Here is a 25,458-nt window from a genome sequence, read left to right as displayed (position 1 = left end):
AGCCCCTGCGCCACCGGCTCAGGAAACCGCGTTGATCTGAATGTGATAAATGCCCCACGGGCAAAGGGTGAACTGCGCTTTGAGCGGTTTGCCCGCCAGCGCCGGAATCTGCGCGGGATCGTAGACCGCCCACAACGGCCCGAGACCGCCGAGCGGGAGCGGCTTGTCGTCCAGATGCGTTGCCAACAGGAACCGATACGCCTGCAACTGGCCCAGCGTGGTGGCGACAACATACCCGTCGATGGCCCGCAACAATACTTGCGTCAACGGATTGGCCGGCACGCCCGCGTGCGCGAGCACGTCGGCCAGATGCGGGCCGCGCAGCGTGTGCGGCTTGGCGTCGTACTCGAGCGTCGGACGAATGGTCCGCGCCGGCATGCGGGTCAGCATGGCGAAGTCGAGCGCGTAGGCGGCGTCGAATTGCACCAGTTGCTTGTGAAAAAGCAGGTCGAGCGCCGGATCGACCGGACCGCGGTTGTGGTGCCGGACGGCACCGCTGATCGTGACGAGCGGGGTCGAAGTGGGGGCAGCGGCAGATGTCGAAACCGCCGAACTTGCCGGCTTGGCAAACACGGGCACCGATGCGCTCAGTGCCACGGCACCGGCAAGGAATTCACGTTTTTTCATGGCGACGGCGAAGGCAAACGGGGGGCCTGCGCAGGCCAGACATTGCACCCGTCCCGCGAGGTCGCACGAGCGTACCACCGAAGCGCGCCAATACGCCAACTGTGGTGGCCCGAAAGACCGTGGTCATCGCGTCAACGCCAGATTGATGCGGCGCACAGACCTGATAAAATGCGCAGATTCTGACGGAACTCGACTTCCGCCACACCCAGCGACCACAGCTTGCCGAAGGTGACGATGCGACATGGTGGTAGTGTGCTTAAAACATCTAAAACTCAACACGCCACACAGCAAATCGTCCATCTGATGACAAGTCCTCACGCAAACGGCAGGAAGAGACGTATTTCCGGGTGATGCAAATCCTCAAGCGTTTGCCTTACGAGCCTGAACTCTAATTAGGAAAATTCATGATCCGGTACGGTCAACAAGACATTACCCAAGCCGACGTCGACGCCGTCGTCAATGTGCTGCACTCGCTTAACCTCACTCAGGGCCCGAACATCCCCCAGTTCGAGCAAGGCGTCATGGCACACACCGGCGCCAAACACGCCATTGCCGTGAACAGCGCCACCTCCGCCCTGCACATTGCCTGCATGGCCCTTGGGGTCGGCCCCGGAGACTGGCTCTGGACGTCGCCCAACACGTTTGTGGCGTCGGCCAACTGCGCGCTGTACTGCGGCGCACAAGTCGATTTCGTGGACATCGATCCGCACACGTACAACCTCTGCCCGAAGCAGTTGGCGCAGAAGCTTATCGAAGCCGAAAAGGCAGGCAAGCTGCCCAAGGTCGTCGTGCCCGTGCATCTGACCGGCCAGCCCTGCGACATGGCGGCCATCCATGCGCTGAGCCAGAAGTACGGCTTCAAGATCATCGAAGACGCTTCGCACGCGATCGGCGGCAAGTACAAGGGCGAGCCGATCGGCAATGGCCGGTATAGCGACATCACCGTCTTCAGCTTCCATCCGGTCAAGATCATCACCACCGCAGAAGGTGGCATGGCGCTTACCAATAACGACGAACTCGCCACCCGCCTGGGCCTGTTTCGCAGCCACGGCATCACGCGCGACCCCGAGTTGCTGACCCAGCCCATGGACGGCCCGTGGTATTACCAGCAGGTCGCTCTTGGCTACAACTACCGCATGACCGACCTGCAGGCCGCGCTGGGCGTGAGCCAGATCACACGTCTGACGGATTACGTGCTCAAGAGACACCAGATCGCAGCCCGCTACAACGAACTGATGGCCGATCTGCCCGTGACCCTGCCGTGGCAACACCCGGACAGCTACTCGGCCTACCATTTGTATGTGATTCGGCTACAGCTCGAGAACATCAAGGTTAGCCACCGGCAAGTCTTTGAAGCGCTGCGCGCCAAGGACATCATGGTCAACCTGCACTACATCCCGGTGCACACGCAACCGTACTATCAGAAAATGGGCTTCAAGCAGGGCGATTACCCGCAGGCCGAGCAGTATTACCGCGAAGCCATCAGCATCCCCATGCACCCGGTGCTCACTGACGACGAGCAGGATTACGTGGTCGCGAGCCTTCGCGAGGCCATGGGCGTATGAAACTGGCGGTGATCCCCGCACGCGGTGGCAGCAAGCGCATCCCGCGCAAGAACATCAAGTCCTTCTGCGGCAAACCGATGATCGCGTGGTCCATCGAGGCGGCGCGCGCTTCGGGCTGTTTCGATCGCGTCATCGTGTCGACCGACGATGACGAGATCGCCGAGCTCGCCCGCACGCAGGGCGCCGAAGTTCCGTTCATGCGCCCCGCCGAGTTGTCGGACGATCACGCCGGCACCATCCCGGTCATCGCGCACGCCATCGACTGGATGAACCGGAACGCCGGTGCGGTCGAGTTCGCCTGCTGCCTGTACGCCACGGCGCCTTTCGTCCAACCAGAAGACCTGCGACGGGGTTTCGACGTGTTGCAGCAAAGCGGTGCCGATTACGCGTTCTCCGTCACGAGCTACGCCTTTCCGATTCAACGCGCCATTCGCGTGACCGCCGGGCAGCGGGTGGAAATGTTCCACCCCGAACACTTCACCACGCGCTCGCAGGATCTGGAAGAGGCCTTCCACGATGCCGGCCAGTTTTACTGGGGCCGCGCCGGCGCATGGCTGAGCGCCAAGCCGCTGTTCTCGCACGATGCCGCCCCCGTGCCGCTGCCCCGTCATCGCGTGCAGGATATCGACACGCCGCAAGATTGGGAGCGCGCCGAATGGCTGTTCAAAGCCATGCAGCCGTAACGGCCGGCGCAGCATCCACCCGACAAGCCGCCAGCCAGGGAGCATTCGCATGCGTTCGTCCGACGGCTTTCCGGCAATCGTCGCGCGGCGCGGCGAAACACGAATTCATACTGGAGAAGTTCAATGAGCAAACGCATGAAGATTGCCGGCCGGGAGATCGGCGACGGCTTTGCGCCCTACATCATTGCGGAATTGTCGGCAAACCATAACGGTCAACTCGAGACGGCGCTGCGCATCATCGAGAGTGCGAAGCATGCCGGCGCGGATGCGGTGAAGCTTCAGACCTACCGTCCCGATACCATCACGCTCAAGTCCGATCTGCCCGACTTCCAGATCACCGACGGTCTCTGGGCGGGCACAACGCTCTACGACCTGTACGAATCGGCACACACCCCCTGGGACTGGCACAAGCCCCTGTTCGAGCACGCACGCAAGCTCGGCATCACCATCTTCAGTTCCCCGTTCGACAACACCGCCGTCGACCTGCTCGAAGACCTCGACGCCCCGGCTTACAAGATCGCGTCGTTCGAGGCCGTCGACCTGCCCCTGATCAAGTACGTCGCCAGCACCGGCAAGCCGATGATCATCTCGACCGGCATGGCCGATGCCGAAGAAATTCAGGAGGCTGTCGACGCCGCGCGTGCCGGCGGCTGCAAAGAGCTCGCCATCCTCCACTGCGTCAGCGGCTACCCCGCCCCGGCGCAAGACTATAACCTGCGCACCATTCCCGACATGATCGAGCGGTTCGGCCTGATTACCGGCCTGTCCGACCACACGCTAGACAACACCACGGCGATTGCCAGCGTTGCCATGGGCGCCGCGATCATCGAAAAACACTTCACTCTGGACCGCAACGGCGGCGGACCGGATGACAGTTTCTCGCTGGAGCCGGCAGAGCTGGCTGGGCTGTGCCGCGACAGCAAAACAGCGTGGGCAGCGCTGGGACAGGTGGATTACGGTCGCAAATCCAGCGAACAGGGCAACGCCAAGTTCCGCCGCTCGCTGTATTTCGTAAAGGACCTCAAAGCCGGCGAGGTAATTACGGCGGACGCCGTGCGAAGTGTGCGGCCCGGCTTCGGCATGGCGCCCAAATACCTGGATTTCGTCATCGGCAAGACGCTGGTGCACGATGTGGCGATGAACACCCCGGTAGTCCGTTCGAATCTGAAATAAACGCTATGAGGACGGCCGCGGTCGGCAACACGCGGCGTCAGGCCATTGGGGGACTGGCTTTCGAGCAAGCCTCGCCCCCCGGGGTAGGCCTTTCCCCCACTCTTCATGAATAAAATTAACGTAAAGCACAAATAAGACCATTTTCATTCATGAACTGAAGTCTCTATGATCGATGCCACTGTTTCATTCATCGGGCGGCAAGCGTCAATAGAGAACATGGCAAAGACACATAACCTGGGATTTCCGCGCGTCGGCGCGAAGCGTGAACTGAAGTTCGGTCAGGAAGCGTACTGGAAGGGGCAATCGTCGCGCGACGAACTCAAGGCGCTCGGCGCCTCGCTGCGTCTGCGTCACTGGCAGGACCAGGCCGCCCTGGATCTCGCGCCGGTCGGCGATTTCGCGTTCTACGATCAAGTGCTCGACATGAGCTTCACGCTGGGCAACCTGCCCAAACGCGTGCAAGGCTTCCATGGCGACGTGCTCGACAACTACTTCCGCATCGCCCGTGGCCGTTCGGCCCAAAGCGCCGAAGCGCACGCCGGCTGCTGCGGCGGTGTCGCCGCCGGCGAGATGACCAAGTGGTTCGATACCAACTACCACTACATCGTCCCCGAATTCGCGTGCGCCACGGAATTCACGCTCGACGCATCGCGTCTGGTCGAGCAACTCGCCGAAGCCCGCGCCGCCGGCGTGAAAGCCAAGCCGGTCATCGTCGGCCCTGTCACATACCTGTGGCTCGGCAAGTCCAAGGACGACAGCGACAAGCTGGCCCTGCTGCCGCGCCTGCTGCCGGTCTACGTGAAGCTGCTCGAAACGCTCGCCGCGCAAGGCGTGGAGTGGGTGCAGATCGACGAGCCGATCCTCGTCACCGAACTGGACGCGCAATGGCGCAAGGCGTTCGAGACGGCCTACGCCGCGCTCGCCGCCGCGCCGGTCAAGCGTTTGCTCGCCACGTACTTCGGCGAACTGCAAGACAACCTGCCGCTGGCGTGCCGCCTGCCGATCGACGGTCTGCATATCGACGCCGTGAACGCCAGGAGCGAAGTCGCCAGGGTCATCGCCGCCCTGCCGGCCGACAAGGTCGTCTCCCTGGGTGTGGTCAACGGCCGCAACATCTGGAAGTCGGACCTCGCCGCCGTGCTGGAATGGCTGGAGCCGATCGCCAAATCACTGGGCGAGCGTCTGTGGATCGCCCCATCGTGCTCGCTGCTGCATGTGCCGGTCGACCTCGACAGCGAGCAAAAGCTCGACGCCGAAATCAAATCGTGGCTCGCCTTCGCCAAGCAGAAGCTGGCAGAAATCAGCGTGGTGGCCCGCGCCATCAACGAAGGCCGTCACGCCGTGGCTGCCGAACTGGCCGCCAACGCCGCTGCCATCGCCAGCCGCCGTGCGTCGCCGCGCGTGCACAACCCGGCCGTCAAGGCCGCGCTCGGCAAGATCGAAGCCGCACTGGGGCGCCGTCAGCACCCATACGCCGAACGCGCACCGAAGCAGGCTGCCAAGCTGAACCTGCCGCTCTACCCGACCACCACGATCGGTTCGTTCCCGCAGACGGCTGAAATCCGTAACGCCCGCAGCCAGTTCAAGGCAGGCGAACTGGACAACGCCGGTTACGTTGCCGCGATGCAAAAGGAAATCGAGCGCAGCGTGCGTGAACAGGAAGCGCTGGGGCTGGACGTGCTGGTGCACGGCGAAGCCGAGCGTAACGACATGGTCGAGTACTTCGGCGAGCAGCTCGAAGGCTACGCGTTCAGCCAGTTCGGCTGGGTGCAGTCGTACGGTTCGCGCTGCGTCAAGCCGCCGATCATGTTCGGCGACATCAGCCGTCCGAAGGCCATGACCGTCGAGTGGATCAAGTACGCCCAGTCGCTCACCAGCAAGCCGATGAAGGGCATGCTGACCGGACCGGTCACGATCCTCAACTGGTCGTTCGTGCGCGACGATCAGCCGCGCTCGGTGTCATGCTTCCAGTTGGCGCTCGCGATTCGCGAAGAAGTGCTGGATCTGGAGCGAGCCGGTGTGCGCGTGATCCAGATCGACGAAGCCGCCCTGCGCGAAGGGCTGCCGCTGCGCCGCGCCCAATGGCAGACGTACCTGGATTGGGCCGTCGAGGCGTTCCGCATCACCGCGAACGGCGTGCAGGACGACACGCAGATCCACACGCACATGTGCTATTCGGAGTTCAACGACATCATCGCGGCCATCGCCGACATGGATGCCGACGTGATCACCATCGAGACCTCGCGCTCGGATATGGAACTGCTCGACGCGTTCGACTCGTTCCAGTACCCGAACGATATCGGACCGGGGGTGTACGACATCCACTCGCCCAACATCCCGACGCAAGCGCACATGGTGTCGCTCATGCAGAAGGCTGCCGAGCGCATTCCGGCACAACGCCTGTGGGTCAACCCGGACTGCGGCCTGAAAACGCGTCAGTGGGCAGAAGTCATTCCGGCCCTGCAGAACATGGTGGCCGCCGCGAAGACCCTGCGCGCACAGTAAGTCCCTGCCGTCGTGCGGATTCGTACCAGATCCGCGCCACATGAAAATGCCTCAAATGAACGGGCCGGCACTTGCCGGCCTGTTTGCATTGGGCCGCGACGAATACCGCTTAGCAACGGCATCACATGAAAAACCCCGCTAAGTCATTGATTGACTATGGGTTTGCATGGCATAGTCGCGCGGGCGTACGTCCGCGCGTGCTAAGTTTCTCCTAAGTTTCGCGCGCTATCGTGCGCCCGTGCCGTCCTGCGTGACTGGCAAGGATTAGGCGTGAGTTGCGACAACCACGCCGGAATGCGTACGGAAAACCATGCGGATATTGCTCGTAGAAGACGACTCGATGATCGGTGAGGCGATGATGCAGGCGCTCAAGGACGCCTCGTACGCGGCCGACTGGTGCCGGGACGGCGATGCCGCACTGGCCGCACTCGCCTCGCACGCCTACGACCTCATGCTGCTCGATCTCGGCCTGCCCGGGCGCGACGGCTGGGATGTGCTGCGCGTCCATCGCGGCGCCGGCGGACGCACCCCGATCATTGTCGTGACGGCCCGCGACGGCGCAGAGGACATCATTCAGGGACTCGATCTGGGGGCCGACGACTTTGTCGTGAAGCCCTTCGAAGTGGGCGAATTGCTCGCCCGCATGCGCGCCGTGATCCGGCGTCACGCGGGTGTAGCCGTGCCAGTGCTGACCAACGGCGCCCTTGCGCTCGACCCGGCCACGCATCAGGCGACCTACGGCGAGAACAACTGCGTACTCTCGGCACGCGAATACGCGCTACTGCATGCGTTGATGCTGCGCCCCGGCACCATTCTCTCGCGCGACGCGCTGGAACATCGCCTTTACGGCTGGGGCGAGGAGATCGAGAGCAACATGATCGACTTCCTGATCCATTCGATCCGCAAAAAGCTCGGCGCGGACGTCATCCGCAATATCCGTGGCGCCGGCTGGCTGGTGGCCAAGGCATGATGCGTTCCTTGCAGTCGCGACTGGTGGTCACGCTCTCGGCCTGTGCGCTGGGGCTGGCGATCATCGCGGGTTTCGTCTCCTACTGGGCCGCTTTTCGTGAGGCTTACCGGTTTCAGGACGATCAGCTTCTGCAACTCGCCGCGCTCGTCGACACACGCAATCTGGCCGGTGCCGATAGCGCCATGCACGGCCTGCCCATTCAGGATCACGACTACCGTCTCACCGTGCAGCGTCTCGGGGGCACCTTTCCGGTAACGCTGTCCGACGGCTTTCACACGGTCAACACCGGCGAGCACACCTGGCGCGCCTTCGTGCGCACCATTGGGCCCGATCTGCGCATTGTCGTTGCGCAGCCCACGGAGGGCCGCAACGAGATTGCGCGTAACAGCGGTCTGCGCACCGCACTGCCCTTCGTGGTGTTCGTGCCGCTGCTCATCGCGGCGATTGTCTGGACGGTGCGCCGCGCATGGCGGCCCGTGCAGCATCTGGCCGACGAAGTCGACAAGCGGCGTGACACCGACCTGCGCGGCCTCGATACGCAAGGCGCGCCAACGGAGATCGAGCCGTTCATCGTGTCGATCAACCGTCTGCTGTCCCGCCTGAACAAAGCGCTCGACGAACAACGCCGCTTCGTGGCCGACGCCGCGCACGAACTGCGTTCGCCCGTCACGGCACTCGTGATCCAGTCCGAAAACCTCGACCGCGCGCTCGCGCCCGCGGCGCTCGACACCGAAACGCGCCACCGCCTGACCAAGCTCAAGAGCGGCCTGCACCGCACGCGCACGCTGATCGAACAATTGCTGACGCTCGCGAGAGCGCAGAGCGCGCCGAGTGTCGCGGCGACACCGCTCACACTGCTGCCCGCCGTGCACGAGGCGCTCGAAGACGTGTTCGTATTGGCCGACCGCAAGCAGATCGTGCTCGATCTGGTGGACGCCTCGTCGAGCACGCCCGGCCGCTCGCAACTGCGTGTCACGGGATCCAAGCGCGACATTGTCACGCTGCTGAGTAATATTGTCGGCAATGCCGTGCGCTATACGCCCGCGGGCGGCACGGTCTCGGTCCGCCTGTCGGCCACCGGGAGCGAAGTGGCCATCGACGTGATCGACTCGGGCCCGGGCATCGATGCCGACAAGCGCGAGCGGGTGTTCGATGCGTTCTACCGCGCCACCGATCACCGCGAATCGCGCGAGCATGGCGGCGAAGGCACGGGACTGGGGCTGGCCATCGTGCAAGCCATCGTCGAGCGCCTCGGCGGTCACGTCACACTCAAAGACGCCAGCACGGCGACACCGCGCGGCCTGCATGTGCGCGTCACGCTCCCCAATCCAGATGCGAACGCCGACGTTTCGCGTCCCCCCAACGTCTGACTCTTCACCTAACGCATCAAGACCGGAAGCCTCGCATTCATGTCCACACGTCCTCAACGTGACGCCGGGTTAGACCCCTGGCCGATTTCCCCCACTGCCTTGCTGTGGCTGCTCGCCATGTTCGCGCTGGTCTGGTTCGGCGTACTGAACCTGCGTCACCTGATTCCCAGCGACGAAGGCCGCTACGCTGAAATGGCGCGTGAAATGCTGGCGACGGGCGACTGGGTCACGCCGCGTTACAACGGCTATCTGTACTTCGAGAAGCCTCCCTTGCAGACGTGGATGAACGCGCTGACGTTCATGATCTTCGGCCTGGGCGACTGGCAGGCACGCCTGTGGACAGCCCTCACCGGCTTCGGCGGCGTGCTGCTCGTGGGTTACACCGGTCGTCGCGTATTCAGCGCCCGCGCGGGCTTCTTCGCCGCCCTGGCGTTGGCCAGCGCCCCGCTGTGGAGCCTGCTCGGTCACTTCAACGTGCTCGACATGGGCGTCTCGTTCATGATGACGCTGGTGCTGTGCTCGCTGCTGCTCGCGCAACGCCCGGGCCTGACCGACACGCAAACCCGCAACTGGATGTGGCTGTGCTGGGCAGCCATGGGGCTGTCCATCCTGAGCAAGGGGCTGATCGGCGTGGTCTTGCCGGGTGCCGTGCTCGTGATCTACACCCTGATTTCGCGCGACTGGGCCTTGTGGAAGCGCCTGTATATCGCGAGCGGGCTGATCGTGATGCTCGCGGTGACGGTGCCCTGGTTCGCCGCCGTCATGGCGCGTAACCCGTCGTTCTTCGACTTCTTCTTCATCAACGAGCACTTCAACCGATTCCTGAAACCGGACCACCATCGTCCGGGCGCCCTCTGGTACTTCGTGCCGGTGCTGGTCGTCGGTTTCCTGCCGTGGCTGTCGACGCTTGCGAGCGCCTTCAAGGCATCGCGCGCCGTGCCGCGTCAGGCGAACGGTTTCCGTCCGGTGTTGATGATCACGGTCTGGGCCGTCTTCATCTTCTGCTTCTTCTCGGCCTCCCACTCGAAGCTCATTTCGTACGTGCTGCCGATCGTGCCGGCCATCGCCATGCTGATCGGCCTGGGACTCGCCGTGATGACCCGCGAATCGCTGCGCAAGCATCTCATCGTGTCGGTGGTGCTGTTCGTCGCGACGATCGTCACCTGTCTGGTATTCCTCTCGCATCACTCGGATAGCCGCAACCCGGTCGAGGCCTATCGCACGTTCTCGTATTACCTGTACGCGGCGAGCTTCGTCGGGCTGATCGGTATGGGCGTCACGCGCTGGCTGAGCCTGCGCAGCGCCCGTCAGGCGCTCATCGCGTTTGCGAGCACGTGGCTGCTTTTCACGATGATCGGCGGCTCCGGCCATGAGGCGTTCGGGCGCAGCAGTTCGGGCATCGATCTGGTACCGGCCGTGCGCGCCGAGATGGACCGACTGGGGCCGGACACGCCGTTCTACTCGGTCGGCACGCTCGACCACACGATGCCGTATTACCTGCGTCAACCGATGATCATGGTCGCAGTGCAGGACGAACTGGAATTCGGTATCTCGCAAGCGCCGGATAGCTGGGTGCCGACACTCGAGAAGTTCGTCGACGTGTGGATGGCCGATCCCAAGGCGCTCGCGCTGGTCGATCCGGAGAAGTTTACGGTGCTGGAAACGCTCAACCTGCCGATGAAGGTCATCGCCCGGGACTCGCGTCGCGTGATCATCGAGAAGCCGATGGCGGCCGATGCCCCCGCACCGGCTCCCGCATCCGCGCCGGCGGCCAACTGACCGCCCACCGGTTCATCCTCGGAAAAGCACGCTCCCCAAGTTGCGGAAATCGATCCGGCCCTGGGGAGCGGTAGACACCGCTTACGCGCTCAGACGTATCAAGCGCGTTAGCTGCCGCTCCACGACGACGTCTGAATGCTGGACGTGTCGACGCCCCGCTCGTGAAGCTCGTTGAGCATCTGTTGCGTGTGCCTGGACGTCGGGGCGTAGTGCCCGCTGAGGTCGTTCAGGCTTTCGATGACGCCGTTGTGGGCCGTGATCTCACCGGCCGCCGCTGCCGGCTGCTGTCCGGCCAGGAACGACGTGTGATTGTCGGGAAACGCACCGTTTTGCCGGTCAGGCCGGTCCGCGTACATCTTTCCATCCGCCCCCATCACGTAGCGGCTCTCCTCCCACTGTCCGGTGGAGAAGCGTCGACCGTTCTGATACACACGCTTGTCTGCGCCGACCTGAAGCTCGTGAGTGACTTGCTGCTCCGGGCGCAACGGATGGGTCGTGGCCTGCGAGATGGTCAGCGCGTGTGCCTTGCGCGGCGCGACATTGCCCGACGATCCGTGGCTCCTGGACTGGCGCGACGGCGGCATGTTGCTCGGCGGCGCGTTCAGGGTCGCGCGGGAGGGGGGGGTCTCAGGGGCCTCGGTGTCGCGCTTCGCGTCGCTGCTGCTGGACTTCGAAAAGAGGTTGGATAAGCCGGAAGTGAGTTTCATGGTTCGTACGGTCCGAATGGGCAAGCCGCTGCTTGAGAAAACCTCGCGCGCCGGGCGCGAGCAGCGAAACCGATTCTGACGAGTTGTCCCGCGCTCGCTGCGCGGGATCGCGCAAGTTTGGCGCGAACAACGAACGCATTGGCGACCCGCGAAAGGCGCCGGAGCGTTCCATTGCAACTTCGAGTACCCCATGAAAAAACGGCTGGAAGCGATATCTCGCCACCAGCCATTTGTCTTTTCCGTCAATATCTTAGACGATTTACTTCGACTTTTTCTTGCCGCCAAGAGGCTTGGCATTGCCAACCGAAACACTCGCCTCGGCCGTGAGCATCAGGAACGTGAAGGTCTCCTCCAGATACAGGCGAACGGTGGTCGCCGTGTGATCGAGGTAGCCGATGGAGACGTCCTGACCGATGTGCATCTCGAAGTCACCGCCGCGCGTGGACACGATACAGCCGCCGTCGATGGCCGGTGCCCAGATGATCTCGCCGCTCACAATGTGACCGATGTGCTCCAGAATCGGATAGCCCTGATCGTTCGCTTCGGCCACTGCCGTATAGGCATCGGCGCCCAGCAGCACGCTGTATGGGCCGTCGACCCCTTCCAGACGCAGTTGTTCGAGCGCCTTGGCGATTACCGTCGGATAGTCCGCGATGTTGTCCGGCAGCGGCAGCACCGGATTCGACGTGCCCTCGCGCACGCCCGTGATGCGCGCGGCTTCGTAGCCGTCGAAAATCGCACGATCTTCGGCGTACGCCAGCTTGATGGCGGCGTCCTTCGCCGGTTGCCAGTCCGAGTCGTTCGCGCCACGCTCGACATCGTCGATCGCTTCGCGCGAGAGCTCGAACGGCACACGCAGCGCCACGAGCGGCAGCACTTCGCGCTGACGCGCGCCCACGCCGTCGAACGGCGCATCGATGGCCTTCTGATGGCCTGTGCCAACGCCCGCGAGGGCCAGACCGCCCGGCCCCTTCACGTCGACCACGCGACGGCCGGCAACAGTACGCTTGAACGTGCGGGCCACCTCTTCTTCGATCTGCGCCCACGCGGCGCTCGAAATGGGGGCCAGTTCGCGATGCAGGTTATTCATGCCTGAGAAACTCCTTTGAGCGATCCGATTTGCAGCGAGCCCTCCGCCGCAGCGGCGCTCGATTGGTTAAGCGACGTGAGCGTGACATCGACAACGGGCGTTGCCGTCGGCGGCACGTCGATCAAGGTTTTGACGACCTGCGCGCCCGCAGCCGTCACCGGCGCTTCGCGCTCGGCGAGCGCTTCGAGCAACGGCGCCGACGGCACGAAGAACAGCCCGCCGGTCACGGCGTTGCTGAAGTCGAGCAGACGGTCGTAGTTGCCGGGCGGACGGCCCACGAACATGTTCTCGAGCATCTGCTCGATGGGCGCGGGCGAGCGGGCGTAGCCGATGAAGTAGGTGCCGAACTCGGCCGAACCGGGGCGTCCGAACGGCATGTTGTCGCGCAGAATCTTGATTTCCTTGCCGTCTTCTTCCAGCGTGGTCAGCGCGCTGTGCGACCAGCTCGGCTTCACGCCGTCGTCGAGTTCGACGTCGGAGAGCTTGGTGCGGCCGATGATGCGCTCCTGCGCTTCGACCGGCAGTGCGTTCCAGCCGGTCATGTCGTGCAGATACTTCTGCACGAGCACGTAGCTGCCGCCGGCGAATTCGGGGTCTTCGTCACCCATCACCGTGAATTCCAGCGCTTCCTGGCCTTCCGGGTTCTCAGTGCCATCGACGAAGCCGATCATGGCGCGCATATCGAAATAGCGGAAGCCGTGCACTTCGTCCACAACGCTCACGGCGTCGCCCAGCTTGTTGAGCAGCAGTGTGGCGAGATCGAAGCACAGATCCATTTGCTCGGCACGAATGTGCAGCAACAGATCACCGGGAGTGGCCGGCGCGTGACGCTTGCCTGCGCCGAATTCGCGGAACGGGTGAAGTTCGGCTGGGCGCGGATCGCCGAACAGGCGGCCCCAGACGTTATCGCTGAAGCCGACCACACATGACAAGTTGCCGGATGGCACGCGCTTGCCGACCGAGCGGACATAGGCGGCGACATCGGCGCACCAGCCTCGCACGCTCGCGTGCGCGGCCTCGTCGTCGCGAATGGTGGCGACGAGGAAGATAGCGCTGCGGGTAACGGTGCCGGAGACGGGCTGAGGTTCGGGGGGAGACGTCGGACGTTCGGTCATTGCTTTCCTGCGTGGCACTGAAGTTCTCGACGCCAGCAGCGAAGGTCCCCAGGTCGAAATGACCAGCGGCAGACCGTAGGCTATCGGGCGGCGATTTTTGGTATGTCAACTTTATAACGCAACACACCGTAATATGCCACTCCCATCGACATGTCGACGGGGCGGGCCTTATCCGGCGCGGGTTTCCGGTCGGGTGCGCCAATTATGTCAATTTCGCCATATTCGCGCCATTTTGGCGTTGGGGGTGCGCCACTACCATGGCGTCGTTCCTTCCGGTAGCGGTGACGAGGCTTTGTGTGCGCGCCGCACGGCCCTTGTCCGTACGCCTGCGACTGCGCCCGAGCGCGTCTGAACCATGTGGATTGTCAACGTTGCGCTCAAACGGCCCTACACATTCATCGTGATGGCCATTCTGATCCTGCTCGCCACGCCGCTCGCGCTCATGCGCACGCCCGTGGACGTGCTGCCGGAAATCAATATCCCTGTCATCAGCATCATCTGGACGTATAACGGCCTGTCCGCACAGGACATTGCCGACCGGATGATCTCGGGCAACGAACGCGGGTTGACGACCACCGTCAACAACATCGAGCACATCGAGTCGCAATCGTTGCCAGGCATCGGCATCATCAAGATCTTCCTGCAACCGAACGCCAATATTCAGACGGCGATCGCGCAGGTCGTGGCCGTGGAGCAGGCGCAGGTCAAACAGATGCCGCAGGGGGCCACGCCACCGCTTGTCATTAGCTATTCGGCCTCGTCGATCCCGGTGATGCAGTTGGGTCTGTCCAGTCCAAGCCTGTCGGAGCCTGCGCTCAACGACACGGCGCTCAACTTCCTGCGCCCCCAGCTCGTCACGATTCCCGGCGCGGCCGTGCCCTATCCGTACGGCGGCAAGACGCGACTGATCTCGGTGGACATCGACACGCGCGCCCTGCTCGCCAAAGGCCTGACGGCGCAGGATGTGGTCGCGGCCGTCAACGCCCAGAACCTGATCCTGCCCACCGGTACGGCGAAGATCGGCCCGCGCGAGTACACCGTCGACATGAACGGCTCGCCGCCAACGGTCGAGGGGCTGAACAACATTCCCGTGCGCACCGTGGGCGGCGCCACGACTTACCTGCGTGAGGTCGCGCACGTGCGCACCGGCTTCTCGCCGCAGACCAACATCGTGCGTCAGAACGGCCAGCGCGGCGTGCTCATGTCGATCATGAAGACGGGCGACGCCTCCACGCTCTCCGTCGTCGACTCGCTCAAGGCACTGCTGCCCGAGGCGCGCGCCGCGTTGCCGGCCGACCTGCATATCTCGGCGCTGTTCGACCAGTCCGTCTTCGTGAAAGCCGCCGTCCAGGGCGTGATTCACGAAGCGCTGATCGCCGCCGCGCTCACGGCGGCCATGATCCTGCTGTTCCTCGGCAACTGGCGCAGCACCTGCATCATCGCCATCTCGATTCCGCTCTCGATCCTGTCGTCGCTGCTCGCGCTCCATGCGCTCGGGCAGACGATCAACATCATGACGCTGGGCGGGCTGGCGCTCGCCGTGGGGATTCTGGTCGACGATGCGACCGTGACCATCGAGAACATCGAGCGGCATCTTCACATGGGTACGCCGCTGCATCGGGCGATTCTCGACGGGGCGGGCGAAATCGCCGTGCCCGCGCTCGTCTCGACGCTGTGTATCTGTATCGTGTTCGTGCCGATGTTCTTCCTGACGGGCGTGGCGCGCTATCTCTTCGTGCCGCTGGCCGAAGCCGTGGTATTCGCCATGCTCGCGTCGTACGTGCTCTCGCGCACGCTGGTGCCCACGCTCGCCATGCTGCTCATGGGCCACGCGCACCCGACCGATCCGAACGCAAGACCGGGCGCGTTCCGCCGCATCTATCTGCGCTTCGACGCCGGCTTCGAGCGCATGCGCGCCGCGTATATCGTGGTGCTCTCCACCCTGCTCGTGCATCGGCGCGCCTTCGCCAGCGGCTTCCTGGCGTTCTGCGTGCTGTCGATGGGCCTGGTATTCGCGCTGGGCGCGGACTTCTTCCCCACGGTCGACGCGGGTGACATTCGCATGCACATGCGCGCGCCCACAGGCACGCGCATCGAGGAAACGGCGCGTCTGGCCGACGAAGTCGAAAAGGTCGTGCGCGAGGTCGTGCCCGCCAAGGAGCTCGAAACGATTCTCGACAACCTCGGCTTGCCCTACAGCGGCATCAACCTCTCGTACAGCAACGCGGGGACGATCGGCACGCTCGACGGCGAGATCCAGATCGCCCTCTCGCCGGACCATCACCCGAGCGCGGGTTACATCGACAAGCTGCGCGCCGTGCTGCCGCAGCGCTTCCCCGGCGTGGAGTTCTTCTTTCAGCCAGCCGACATCGTCACGCAGATTCTCAACTTCGGCCTGCCCGCCGCCATCGACATTCAGATCAGCGGCAATCAGCAACTGGCGAATTTCGACGCCGCGACCAAGCTGCTCAAGCAAGTGCGGCAAGTGCCGGGCACGGTCGACACGCACATCCAGCAACGCGTGAACTCACCGACGCTGCACCTGAACATGGACCGCACGCGCTTGCAGCAGTTGAACCTGAATGCCAACGCCGTCGCGCAGAACGTGCTGATTTCGCTCTCGGGTAGCTCGCAGACGTCGCCCGGCTTCTGGTTCAACGAGCAGAACGGCGTGGAATACAGCCTCTCGGTGCAGTCGCCGCAGTACCGCATCAGCTCCATCGACGATCTGCTGCGCCTGCCGGTGGCGGGTACCGCCAACAATGGCCAGCCGCAGTTGCTCGCCAACTTCGTGAAGGTCGAGCCGACGCAACGCTTCGCGGTCGTGAGCCACTACAACATCCGTCCGGTGATCGACATCTTCGTGAGTGTGGAGGGACGGGATCTGGGCAGCGTGGCGAGCGATATCGACAAGCTCGTCGTGCAGGCGCGCAAGGATCTGCCGCGTGGCAGTCAGATCGTGGTGCGCGGTCAGGTCGGCACGATGCAAAGCTCGTATCTCGGTTTGGGTATCGGCGTGGCCATGGCGATCGTGCTCGTCTACCTGCTCATCGTGGTGAATTTCCAGTCATGGGTCGATCCGCTCATCATCGTGAGCGCCCTGCCCGCCGCACTGGCGGGGATCGTCTGGATGCTCTTCCTCTCGGGCACGCGCCTCTCGGTGCCCGCGCTCACGGGGGCCATCATGACGATGGGGGTCGCCACGGCGAACAGTATTCTCGTGGTGGCCTTCGCCCGGCAGCGCATGGAAGTGGGCATGACGCCGCTCAAGGCCGCGCTCGAAGCCGGCGCGAGCCGGATCCGGCCGGTGCTGATGACCGCGTTGGCGATGATCATCGGCATGGTCCCGATGGCGCTCGGTCTGGGCGAAGGCGCCGAACAGAATGCGCCGCTGGGCCGCGCCGTGATCGGCGGGCTGATGTTCGCCACGGTCTCCACGCTCTTTTTCGTGCCGTTGGTCTTCGCTGGTGTCCACACGCGACTCGCGCGCCGCAAGGCCCGCCGAGCGGGGAATACCGGCGTATCGGCGGCATCGCAAGGTGACGGCGATAACAGCGCCACCTAACGTGCCCAGAGCCCCGCGACCGGCACATCACCTACCAGATACCAAGTTTTGACGGGTTGAACGACATGACCGAGAAACATCACGCCGAACTGGCAATTCCCGAGCACGATCCTGCCGACGGCCGGCAGTTGCCGCCGCGTCGCGGCGAATTCCGGCGCGCCCGGATCGTGCTCATTGTCGTGGCCGTGCTGCTGGTGGCGGGGGCGGCGCGCACGACCCTCTCCAATGCGCTGCAACGCCGCGAAGTCGCCGACGTGACGGCCGAGAACGCGAAACAGTACGTGAGCGTCGTGACGCCGCAGGCGACCGAAGCCAGCGAGACGCTGTTACCGGCCACCTTGCGCGGTGCGGTGGAGTCGCCCATCTACGCCCGGGCGACGGGCTATCTGCTGCACCGCTACGTCGACATCGGCGCGCGCGTGAAACAAGGCCAACTGCTTGCCGACCTCGACACGCCGGAAATCGATCAGGAGCTTGCACAGGCCGTCGCGCAGCGCAATCAGATCAGCGCAAGCCTGGGCCTCGCGAAATCGTCGCTCGATCGTTGGCAGCAATTGCGCCAGCGTGACGCCGTCTCCCAGCAGGAGCTCGACGAGCGCCAGAGCACCTACACGCAGGGCATCGCCAATCTCGCGGCGGCCGATGCCAACGTTAAACGGCTCCAGCAACTGGAGTCGTTCAAGCGGATCGTCGCGCCGTTCGATGGCGTGATCACCCAGCGCAATGTCGACGTCGGCGATCTCATCGCCGCGGGCAGCGGCAACAGTCAGGCCATGTTCTCGCTGGCGCAGACGGACCCGCTTCGCGTCTATGTTCAGGTTCCCCAGGCGTATGCCCAGGGCGTGGCCGTCGGTCAGCCGGTCGTGGTGACGCAAGCGGAACTCCCGGGCCAGCACTTTCAAGGCAAGATCACGCACGTCTCGGGCGCCATCGACGTGGCCACGCGCTCGCTGCAAATCGAGGCAGCGCTGCCGAATCCCGACGGAAAGCTGCGCCCCGGCGCGTACGTGCAGTTGGCATTGCCGAGCGCCGTGCAGCCGCACCTGAGCGTGCCCGCCAACGCGTTGCTGTTCCGTGCCGAAGGCCCGCGCGTCGCAGTCGTCGACGATCACGGCGTGGTGCATCTGCACAAGATCGTGATCGCGCAGGATCTCGGGCAGTCGCTGGAACTGGCCGACGGGGTATCGCCGACCGACCGCGTTATCGTCAACCCGAGCGACTCCATCGACGACGGCGACCACGTTCAGGCCAAGGCGCTCGCGACCAAGGCGGCGCCTGGGGCAAAGTCTGGTGCGTCGGGGACTTCGGACGCCTCGACCGCCAAGCCGCAAGGAGCCCAATCGTGAGCGCGCCCGTGCGCGGCGTCCGGCTGGGCGCGACGCTGCTCGCCGTCACCACGCTGAGCGCGCTGCTCGGGGCTTGCGCCGTCGGACCGGACTACCGCCGTCCCGATGTCTCGGCACCGCCGGACTGGAAGACGGACAGTTACTGGCGTCTGGCGCAGCCGTCGCACGCGCCGTTGCAGCCGGACTGGTGGAAGGCGTTCAACGAACCGGCGCTCGACGCGCTCGAGACGCAGGCGCTCGCACAGAACCAGACCCTCGCCGCGGCCGTCGCCCACTACGATCAGGCGCAGGCAACGCTCTCCGGCATTTCCGCCCAGCGTCTGCCGGAAGTCGATGCGTCCTTCGGACTCGCCCGTCAGCGTATTTCGGCGAATCGGCCGGTCACGAGTTACTCGTCGGCCAGCATGTCGACCGTACAAAACAACGTACAACTGGGGTTGGGCGTGAGTTACGACACCGACCTTTTCGGCCGCATCCGCCGTCAGGTCGAAGGCGCGCAGGCGTCCGCGGAACAAGCCGCCGACGACCTGGCCAATGCGCGGCTGGTACTCACCACGCAACTCGCCACCGCCTACTTCCAGTTGCGCGCGCTCGACGCCGAAATCACGGTGCTCGACCAGTCGGTCACGTTGCAGCAAAAGGCGCTGGATTACGTGAGCGCACAGCACGATCTTGGCGCGGTGTCGGGGCTGGACGTTCTCCAGCAGCAGTCGCAACTCGACATCACGCGCGTACAGGCGCGCCTGCTGCATCAGCAGCGCGACCAGTACGAGCATGCGATTGCCGCGCTCGTCGGCGTGCCTGCCCCGGCCTTCTCCGTGGCCGCCGGCACGCTGCCGGCGACGCTGCCGCCGATCCCGCTCGGGGTGCCGAGCGACATCCTGCAACGGCGTCCCGATGTCGCATCGGCCGAGCGCAGCATGGCCGCCGCGAATGCGCAGATCGGCGTGGCGAAGGCAGCGTTCTTCCCCAGCCTGACGCTCAACCCCGGCATCGGCTGGCAGAGCACGGAGTTCGCCAATCTGCTCTCGGCGCCGAGCCTGCTGTGGACGCTGGGCACCCTGGCCTCGCAAGCGATCTTCGACGGCGGACGGCGTCAGGCCGGTGTCGACTACGCCAGCGCGGGTTACCGCGGTGTCGAAGCCAACTACCGCCAGACCGTGCTCACAGCGTTCCAGCAAGTGCAGGACGGCGTCACTGGCTTGTCGGTGCTCGACGCCGCTGCACGCGAATCGCATGCGGCCGTGGTCGACGCCGAGCGCCTGCTGAGTCTGGCCAACGACCGTTATTCGGGCGGCCTGACGGCCTATCTGAGCGTAATTAACGCGCAGCAGGCGGCGCTCGCGAGCGAGCGTCAGGACGTGCAGATCCGTGGCCAGCAACTCGTTCTGTCGGTCGCGCTGGTCAAGGCGCTGGGCGGCGGATGGCAACCCTCGGAGACGTCGTCCGACTCGTATAATGCGCAAAGATGAGGTGACGACATGAAAGTGCTGATCGTTGAAGACGAACAAAAGGTAGTGGACTATCTGCGCTCGGGCCTGACCGAGCAAGGCTGGGTGGTCGACGTTGCGCTCGATGGCGAGGAAGGCACGCATCTGGCGCTGGAGTTCGACTACGACGTGATCGTGCTGGATGTCATGCTGCCCAAACGCGACGGCTTTGCCGTGCTCGGCTCCCTGCGCGAGCGCAAATCGACGCCGGTCATCATGCTCACGGCCCGCGATCATGTGAACGACCGCGTACGCGGCCTGCGCGAAGGGGCCGACGACTATCTGACCAAGCCCTTCTCGTTCATCGAACTGGTCGAGCGCCTGCACGCGCTCGCCCGCCGCACGCGGGTGCAGGAGTCGACGCTGATTTCGGTCGGCGACCTGTTCGTCGACCTGATTGGCCGCCGGGCCACGCGCGACGGCCATCGGCTCGACCTCACCGCCAAGGAATTCCAGTTGCTGTCGGTGCTCGCGCGCCGTCAGGGCGACATCCTGTCCAAGACGGCCATCACCGAACTGGTCTGGGATGTCAATTTCGACAGCCATACGAACGTGGTGGAAACGGCCATCAAGCGGCTGCGCGCCAAGCTCGACGGGCCGTTCACCACCAAGCTGCTGCACACCGTGCGCGGCATGGGCTACGTACTGGAGGTTCGCGAGGCGTAAGCCCCCGCCACGTCTCGTCATGCGCCTCTTCGCCGGAAACGTGACCGTGAAGCACTCGATCTCCCGCCGCCTTGCCGCCATGTTCGCCGTCGTGGCGCTGTCGGTGTTCGCCCTCGTGGGCGCGGCGCTGTATCTGGTGTTGCGAGTGCAACTGGAGCGGCACTTGCGCGAGTCGCTCGACGACCGCGCGCAGATTGCTCACATCATCGTCTATCACGGTGGCACGCCCGAGAAATGGCAGATGGTGCGCGAGAAGCTGAGCGACATGACGCCACGCGACGGCACCACGAACTACGCCGTCACGAGCGACGACCCGCGGTATACCTTCGGCACGCCGGTGAGCGGCATGTTCGTCAAGCGACTGTCCAACGGCTATGTGCGTCTGAGCCCCGACAGCGGTGGCGACGACATGCTGACCACGCGCGAGATCCTGCCGCCGTACGGCTCGCGCCCGGCCGTCGCCCTGCAAGTCTCTGCCAGCTACTCCCCGAACGAACAGACGTTGCGCGCCTTTGGCCTGAGTCTCGCCGCACTCTCCGGACTGGGTGCGCTGGGCGTGCTGCTGCTCAGTTATTCGGTGACACGGCTCGGCCTGTCACCGCTCACCCGACTCACGCGTGAAGCGTCCGAGATTCGTCCGGATAATCGTTCGCAACGGCTTGTGACCCGCTCGCTGCCCGTCGAACTCGACGATCTGGCGCATTCGTTCAATGGCGCGCTGGCCCGCCTCGACAGCGCCTACGAACGGCTGGAGTCGTTCAATGCCGACGTTGCGCACGAATTGCGCACACCAGTGACCATCCTCATCGGGCAGACGGAAGTGGCGCTCACGCGCGAGCGCCCGGTCGAGGAGCTGCGCGTGCTGCTGCAATCGAATCTGGAAGAGTTGGGGCGCATGCGCACGATCATCAACGACATGCTGTTCCTCTCGCGCGCAGATCAGGGCGAGCGCGCAACGGGGCTCACGGCCGTGTCGCTCGCGAGCGAAGCGGCGCATACGCTGGAGTTTCTGGAGATTCCGCTGGAGGAAGCGCAGGTCACCGCCCGTCTGCACGGGAGCGCCTTTGCCCACGTCAACAAGGCGCTATTCGGGCGCGCGCTGGCCAATCTGGTAATGAACGCCATCGAGCACTGCGCGCCAGACGCAAACATCGACGTTCGCATCTCGCCCAGAGACGACGACGCACGTCAGGTGCGCATCGAGGTCGTCAACCCCGGCGATCACATTCCGCCCGACGTGCTGCGGCATTTGTTCGACCGTTTCTACCGCGCGGAAGCCTCGCGCACCAACAGCCGCGAAAATCACGGTCTGGGGCTGGCAATCGTCAAGGCGATTGCAGAAATGCACGGCGGGACAGTGTGGGCGCGTAGCGTGGACGGCTTCAATGCGTTCGGCTTCTCGGTGTCCACGGGACGGGAGCCGGGTCCATTGGTCGATGCTGCGGGAATAGCCGGGATAGCCGGGATAGCCGGAACAAATGTCATCGCGCATTCCGGCGGTGACGGCCGGGATTTCGCCCCGTGCAACGCGGCTGACGGTGCCGCCTCCCCTGCCTCGCCGTCCTCCCCCTCGCGTCAGACGCCCTGACGACCGACGTTGCCCGCGTGCTGCATGGCGTGGGGCGCAAAAACCGTGAGCGTCTCGCCCAGCGCCTCGCGGGCATAGGCCGCCGCTACCGACATTTGCGCTAGCCGAGCACGTAGCTCCAGATTTTCACGTTCAAGATGTTGCACGCGACGTATGGCGTCTGCCACGTCCGTCACGCCATCGTTCGCCGTACCGTGGCTCTCGGGCATGGCGTCGAGCAGGGTCATGGCGCGCGCCAGATTCTGCTCGAGTTGCTGTGCCCAGACGGACTGGCCGACGACGGGCATCGCACCGAAGGCCGGAATCGCGGGGGTGTCATAGATCGCCCGGGCGCGCACGATGGCCTTCTGCACCGTACCGGCGCTGGGGCGGCGTGTCACGCCCGCTTCCGCCATGAAGCGCAAATAGGTCTGTGCGCCATAGATCCGGCGCGCAGCTTTCCACGCATCCGACAAGAACGCGTCGAGAAAAGCAGGATTGTGGTGGGGGTGGGCTGCGTCCGCATCACGTGCGGCACCGAGCAAGGCAGCGTAGGTTGCATCGTCGAACTTCAAGGCGGACCGTGCCATGGCGATCTCCGGGTGCTTGCCGTATCAGGGGGGTGTCGCACGCCGATGGGCCATCGCAGGCAACACCGGCGGCGAGACGGTCAAAGCGGCTGCCCGCACGGCACGCGCGAGCAGCGTCACACATGACATCAGGGCTTGGGCGCCGGCGCCGGCGTCGGCGGGACCCACTTCTTGTTCCGGTTGTTGGCAGACGGATCCGGCGTGACGGCCACCGCGATCGCCTCGGTGTAGTTCACCGTGACGGAATCGCCGACCTTCACCCCCTCCAGGAGCTTCGGATCCTCGACGTTCACGTCGACCGTGCGTTGCGGGCCACGCAGCGTTACGACATTCGACTTGCGATCGATGCGCTGCACCGTGGCAACAACCTTCAGATTGCGTGCCGCATCCGCCGCGGGCTTTTCACCCGGCACGGCGCGATCGGCGCCTTCGGTCACGACCCGGCTGCGAATACCGTCGCCCGGCGCGACGGAAATGGCCACCGAGCGCTCATACGCCACGATGATCTTGTCGCCCTTGCGCATGTTCTCGAAGTTCTTCACATCTGGGCCGACGAGAAAGGTCACCGGCTTGCCGTGGTCGTCGGCGACCTGAATGGTGCGTTTCTTGAGGTCGATGCCGAGCAACGTCGTGCGGTACTCGACAACGCCGCCGGCGACGATCGGCGCCGGACGTGTCGCGTCTTGTGCATGAACCACCGTTCCCAACGACAACAGACCAGCCAGAATCATGGCTTTCGTGAGCTTCATGGTGCGTCCTTTTGTTATCTATGGATGCGATTCCAACGCCGCGTATCGCAAATTAATTAATTATCCGAACAAAAACACAAGGGGATTTTCATTCCGTGTAAAACCCCGAATGTTTCCATCGGATAGTAACAAAATAATTCGAAGCCGCAACATTATTATGGATTACATACCAAACATCAAAAATTATTTGCGTAATTAAAATTACGCAGCGGATTCCGAAAAACCCTTGAAACCCTCTGTTTGCGCGGCGTCAAAATATCGCGACTTGACGAAAATCAATGTTTTTCTTCGATGCCAGTGATAATAAATTCGCCATCCGTATCGAATCAGATACACCTTGTTACAAAAATCCCATAGGTATTCAAGTATTTCCTAATCCATTTGGATGATGCCAACCATGCTTGACAGTTTGCAATCCGAATCACTATTCTGAATCCACTTGCGCCGCCAGGTGTCGCAACGACATTGCTTTTCGGCGGTGTCCTTTCACGTAAAAAGTCACGGAAATCGGGGCCGAATTGCACGCCCGGCTTCGCCTGAAAACGATGCCTGCGCGCCACTTGGCGTCGCGTCTGCACGTTGTTGTCGTCCCGTTCAATTCCATTAGTCGAATGAGGTCACACAGTGCCTTTCCAGCCTTCACCCTCCTCAAATCCCCCCCGACGCCGCCCGCCCCGCCGGATGATGCTCGCCGCGCTGGCAGGCGCCCTGCTCGCTGCCACCCCGGCGTTGGCGCAGGCCCCGGCGTCGGACAGCACTACGCCGGCGCAGGCCATGCCGGAAATGCAGCAGGACGCGGTCGATGCCTTGACGAAAATGAGCCGGTATTTACGTTCGTTGGAACGTTTTCAGGTCGATGCCGATACGGTGACTGACGCCGTCTTGAGCACCGGGCAGAACGTCGGGTTCCTGCATCACACCGAACTGTCCGTTCTGCGCCCGAATAAAGTTCGCGCCGTGGTCACGGGACAGGCGCGCAATCGCGGCTTCGTCTACGACGGAAAAACCTTCACGCTTTACGAGCAATCGCAAGGCAAACGCTATTACAGCCAGGTGAGTGCGCCGCCGACCATCGATGCGCTGATTCGCGATATCGACGAGAAGTACCAGGTCGGCATGCCATTGGCAGATCTTTTCTATTGGGGAATGGACGCCGACGATGCCTCGCAATTACGCTCGGCACTGTTTATCGGGCTCGATCGCGTGGGTGGCGAATGGTGCAACCACTACGCGTATCAACAACCTGACGTCGATTGGGAACTGTGGATCAGCGCCGGATCGCGCCCGCTGCCGTGCCGATTCGCGATTACGGATACGTCCCAGCCGTCGCGCCCGCGGCATTCGGTGAATTACCGCTGGAATGTGAATCCCACATTCGCCGCAGGCACTTTCACGTATCAGGCACCGGCGGGGGCGCAACGCATCGAGATGCGCCCACCGTCCGCCGCGACCGAAGGCACGCCTGCCACGGGAGGTCAGCGATGATGCGAACGACCTCTCACGCCTCGACGCGCGCACAACCGCGAGCGGTCGTCACGACGCTGGCCCGCGCCACCTGTGTGGCCGTCGCAGCCGTGCTCGCGCTGACATCGACGGCCAGCCACGGATTCGGCTTCCGGGGTGGCGCTCGCACCAGCCTGCATGGCCGGGGCGGCGGGTTCCAGGGTGGGGGCGCGCCGCGAGGTGGCGCCGCGAGTGGCGGGGCCCCGGCGCACGCCAATGCCGGTGGGCCGTCAGGTGGCCAGCCACATGCGGGTGGGCCGCCGCCGGGTCCCGGACCACAACCCGGCCCCGGACCTCACCCGAACCCTGGTCCTGGTCCTGGGCCTCATCCGCCTCCTCCCCCTCCGGGTCCCGGCCCGGGGCCGGGGCCGGGGCCACATCCGCCCGGGCCGCCGCCC

19 protein-coding genes are annotated in these 25,458 nt (G+C 64.0%); 13 read left to right on the top strand and 6 right to left on the bottom strand.

What is annotated here, in order from left to right; genetic code table 11:
* Nucleotides 1–18: 18 nt before the first annotated feature.
* Entirely contained in the window at nt 19–627 is a 609-nt protein-coding gene (locus ACIPHM_RS00640) for a molybdopterin-dependent oxidoreductase (protein ID WP_400323299.1), read from the bottom strand.
* Nucleotides 628–1,031: 404 nt separating this feature from the next.
* On the opposite strand from ACIPHM_RS00640, the gene pseC reads away from it, so the two are divergent.
* The 7 genes from pseC to ACIPHM_RS00605 all read left to right on the top strand — a co-directional run bounded on the left by pseC (nt 1,032) and on the right by ACIPHM_RS00605 (nt 10,672).
* Nucleotides 1,032–2,192 (top strand): UDP-4-amino-4,6-dideoxy-N-acetyl-beta-L-altrosamine transaminase, encoded by a 1,161-nt coding sequence (gene pseC, locus ACIPHM_RS00635; RefSeq protein WP_400323297.1) that lies wholly within the window; start codon nt 1,032–1,034, stop codon nt 2,190–2,192.
* Entirely contained in the window at nt 2,189–2,875 is a 687-nt protein-coding gene (gene pseF / locus ACIPHM_RS00630) for a pseudaminic acid cytidylyltransferase (protein WP_400323294.1), read from the top strand. Before pseC ends, pseF begins: the two co-directional genes overlap by 4 nt.
* A 123-nt stretch (nt 2,876–2,998) precedes the next feature.
* Entirely contained in the window at nt 2,999–4,048 is a 1,050-nt protein-coding gene (gene pseI, locus ACIPHM_RS00625; RefSeq protein WP_400323292.1) for a pseudaminic acid synthase, read from the top strand.
* Between the two features lie 216 nt (nt 4,049–4,264).
* A complete protein-coding gene (gene metE / locus ACIPHM_RS00620; protein ID WP_400323289.1) occupies nt 4,265–6,553 on the top strand; it encodes a 5-methyltetrahydropteroyltriglutamate--homocysteine S-methyltransferase in 2,289 nt (762 codons plus the stop codon).
* A 310-nt stretch (nt 6,554–6,863) separates the two neighbouring features.
* Entirely contained in the window at nt 6,864–7,523 is a 660-nt protein-coding gene (locus ACIPHM_RS00615; protein ID WP_400323286.1) for a response regulator transcription factor, read from the top strand.
* Complete coding sequence (locus tag ACIPHM_RS00610; protein ID WP_400323284.1) at nt 7,520–8,893, top strand: sensor histidine kinase; 1,374 nt, start codon at nt 7,520–7,522, stop codon at nt 8,891–8,893. Before ACIPHM_RS00615 ends, ACIPHM_RS00610 begins: the two co-directional genes overlap by 4 nt.
* Nucleotides 8,894–8,932: 39 nt before the next feature.
* Entirely contained in the window at nt 8,933–10,672 is a 1,740-nt protein-coding gene (locus ACIPHM_RS00605) for a glycosyltransferase family 39 protein (protein WP_400323281.1), read from the top strand.
* A gap of 107 nt (nt 10,673–10,779) precedes the next feature.
* Here ACIPHM_RS00605 and ACIPHM_RS00600 read toward each other — a convergent pair whose 3' ends face one another.
* The 3 genes from ACIPHM_RS00600 to ACIPHM_RS00590 all read right to left on the bottom strand — a co-directional run bounded on the left by ACIPHM_RS00600 (nt 10,780) and on the right by ACIPHM_RS00590 (nt 13,584).
* Nucleotides 10,780–11,379 (bottom strand): hypothetical protein, encoded by a 600-nt coding sequence (locus tag ACIPHM_RS00600; RefSeq protein ID WP_400323279.1) that lies wholly within the window; start codon nt 11,377–11,379, stop codon nt 10,780–10,782.
* A 259-nt stretch (nt 11,380–11,638) separates the two neighbouring features.
* The gene (locus ACIPHM_RS00595; RefSeq protein ID WP_400323277.1) at nt 11,639–12,469 is read right to left on the bottom strand and encodes a family 1 encapsulin nanocompartment shell protein; all 831 of its coding nucleotides are present in this window, start codon (nt 12,467–12,469) and stop codon (nt 11,639–11,641) included.
* Nucleotides 12,466–13,584 carry a Dyp-type peroxidase gene (locus ACIPHM_RS00590; RefSeq protein ID WP_400323275.1) on the bottom strand — a complete coding sequence of 373 codons (1,119 nt, stop codon included), beginning with the start codon at nt 13,582–13,584 and terminating at the stop codon, nt 12,466–12,468. The genes ACIPHM_RS00595 and ACIPHM_RS00590 overlap by 4 nt, the downstream gene beginning before the upstream one ends.
* A gap of 355 nt (nt 13,585–13,939) precedes the next feature.
* Here ACIPHM_RS00590 and ACIPHM_RS00585 point away from each other — a divergent pair, with 355 nt between their 5' ends.
* The 5 genes from ACIPHM_RS00585 to ACIPHM_RS00565 all read left to right on the top strand — a co-directional run bounded on the left by ACIPHM_RS00585 (nt 13,940) and on the right by ACIPHM_RS00565 (nt 22,239).
* Entirely contained in the window at nt 13,940–17,149 is a 3,210-nt protein-coding gene (locus ACIPHM_RS00585; RefSeq protein WP_400323272.1) for an efflux RND transporter permease subunit, read from the top strand.
* 65 nt (nt 17,150–17,214) lie between these two features.
* Complete coding sequence (locus tag ACIPHM_RS00580) at nt 17,215–18,495, top strand: efflux RND transporter periplasmic adaptor subunit (protein ID WP_400323269.1); 1,281 nt, start codon at nt 17,215–17,217, stop codon at nt 18,493–18,495.
* Nucleotides 18,492–19,967, top strand: coding sequence for an efflux transporter outer membrane subunit (locus tag ACIPHM_RS00575; protein WP_400323266.1), 1,476 nt, complete (start codon nt 18,492–18,494; stop codon nt 19,965–19,967). The genes ACIPHM_RS00580 and ACIPHM_RS00575 overlap by 4 nt, the downstream gene beginning before the upstream one ends.
* Nucleotides 19,968–19,976: 9 nt before the next feature.
* A complete protein-coding gene (locus ACIPHM_RS00570) occupies nt 19,977–20,651 on the top strand; it encodes a heavy metal response regulator transcription factor (protein WP_039398512.1) in 675 nt (224 codons plus the stop codon).
* Nucleotides 20,652–20,697: 46 nt separating this feature from the next.
* Nucleotides 20,698–22,239: a heavy metal sensor histidine kinase gene (locus ACIPHM_RS00565; protein ID WP_400323261.1), complete on the top strand. Its 1,542-nt coding sequence runs from the start codon at nt 20,698–20,700 to the stop codon at nt 22,237–22,239.
* Here ACIPHM_RS00565 and ACIPHM_RS00560 read toward each other — a convergent pair.
* Nucleotides 22,227–22,808: a hypothetical protein gene (locus ACIPHM_RS00560; RefSeq protein WP_400323258.1), complete on the bottom strand. Its 582-nt coding sequence runs from the start codon at nt 22,806–22,808 to the stop codon at nt 22,227–22,229. The two genes, ACIPHM_RS00565 and ACIPHM_RS00560, sit on opposite strands and share 13 nt — an antisense overlap.
* A 128-nt stretch (nt 22,809–22,936) precedes the next feature.
* Entirely contained in the window at nt 22,937–23,557 is a 621-nt protein-coding gene (locus ACIPHM_RS00555) for a hypothetical protein (protein ID WP_400323255.1), read from the bottom strand.
* 681 nt (nt 23,558–24,238) lie between these two features.
* Here ACIPHM_RS00555 and ACIPHM_RS00550 point away from each other — a divergent pair.
* Nucleotides 24,239–25,042 carry a DUF2092 domain-containing protein gene (locus tag ACIPHM_RS00550; RefSeq protein WP_400323252.1) on the top strand — a complete coding sequence of 268 codons (804 nt, stop codon included), beginning with the start codon at nt 24,239–24,241 and terminating at the stop codon, nt 25,040–25,042.
* The last annotated feature ends 416 nt before the right edge of the window (nt 25,043–25,458 follow it).

The organism is Pandoraea sp. NPDC087047 (assembly GCF_044745225.1).
Classification (GTDB): domain Bacteria; phylum Pseudomonadota; class Gammaproteobacteria; order Burkholderiales; family Burkholderiaceae; genus Pandoraea.
This window is presented reverse-complemented; position numbering and strand designations above follow the sequence as displayed.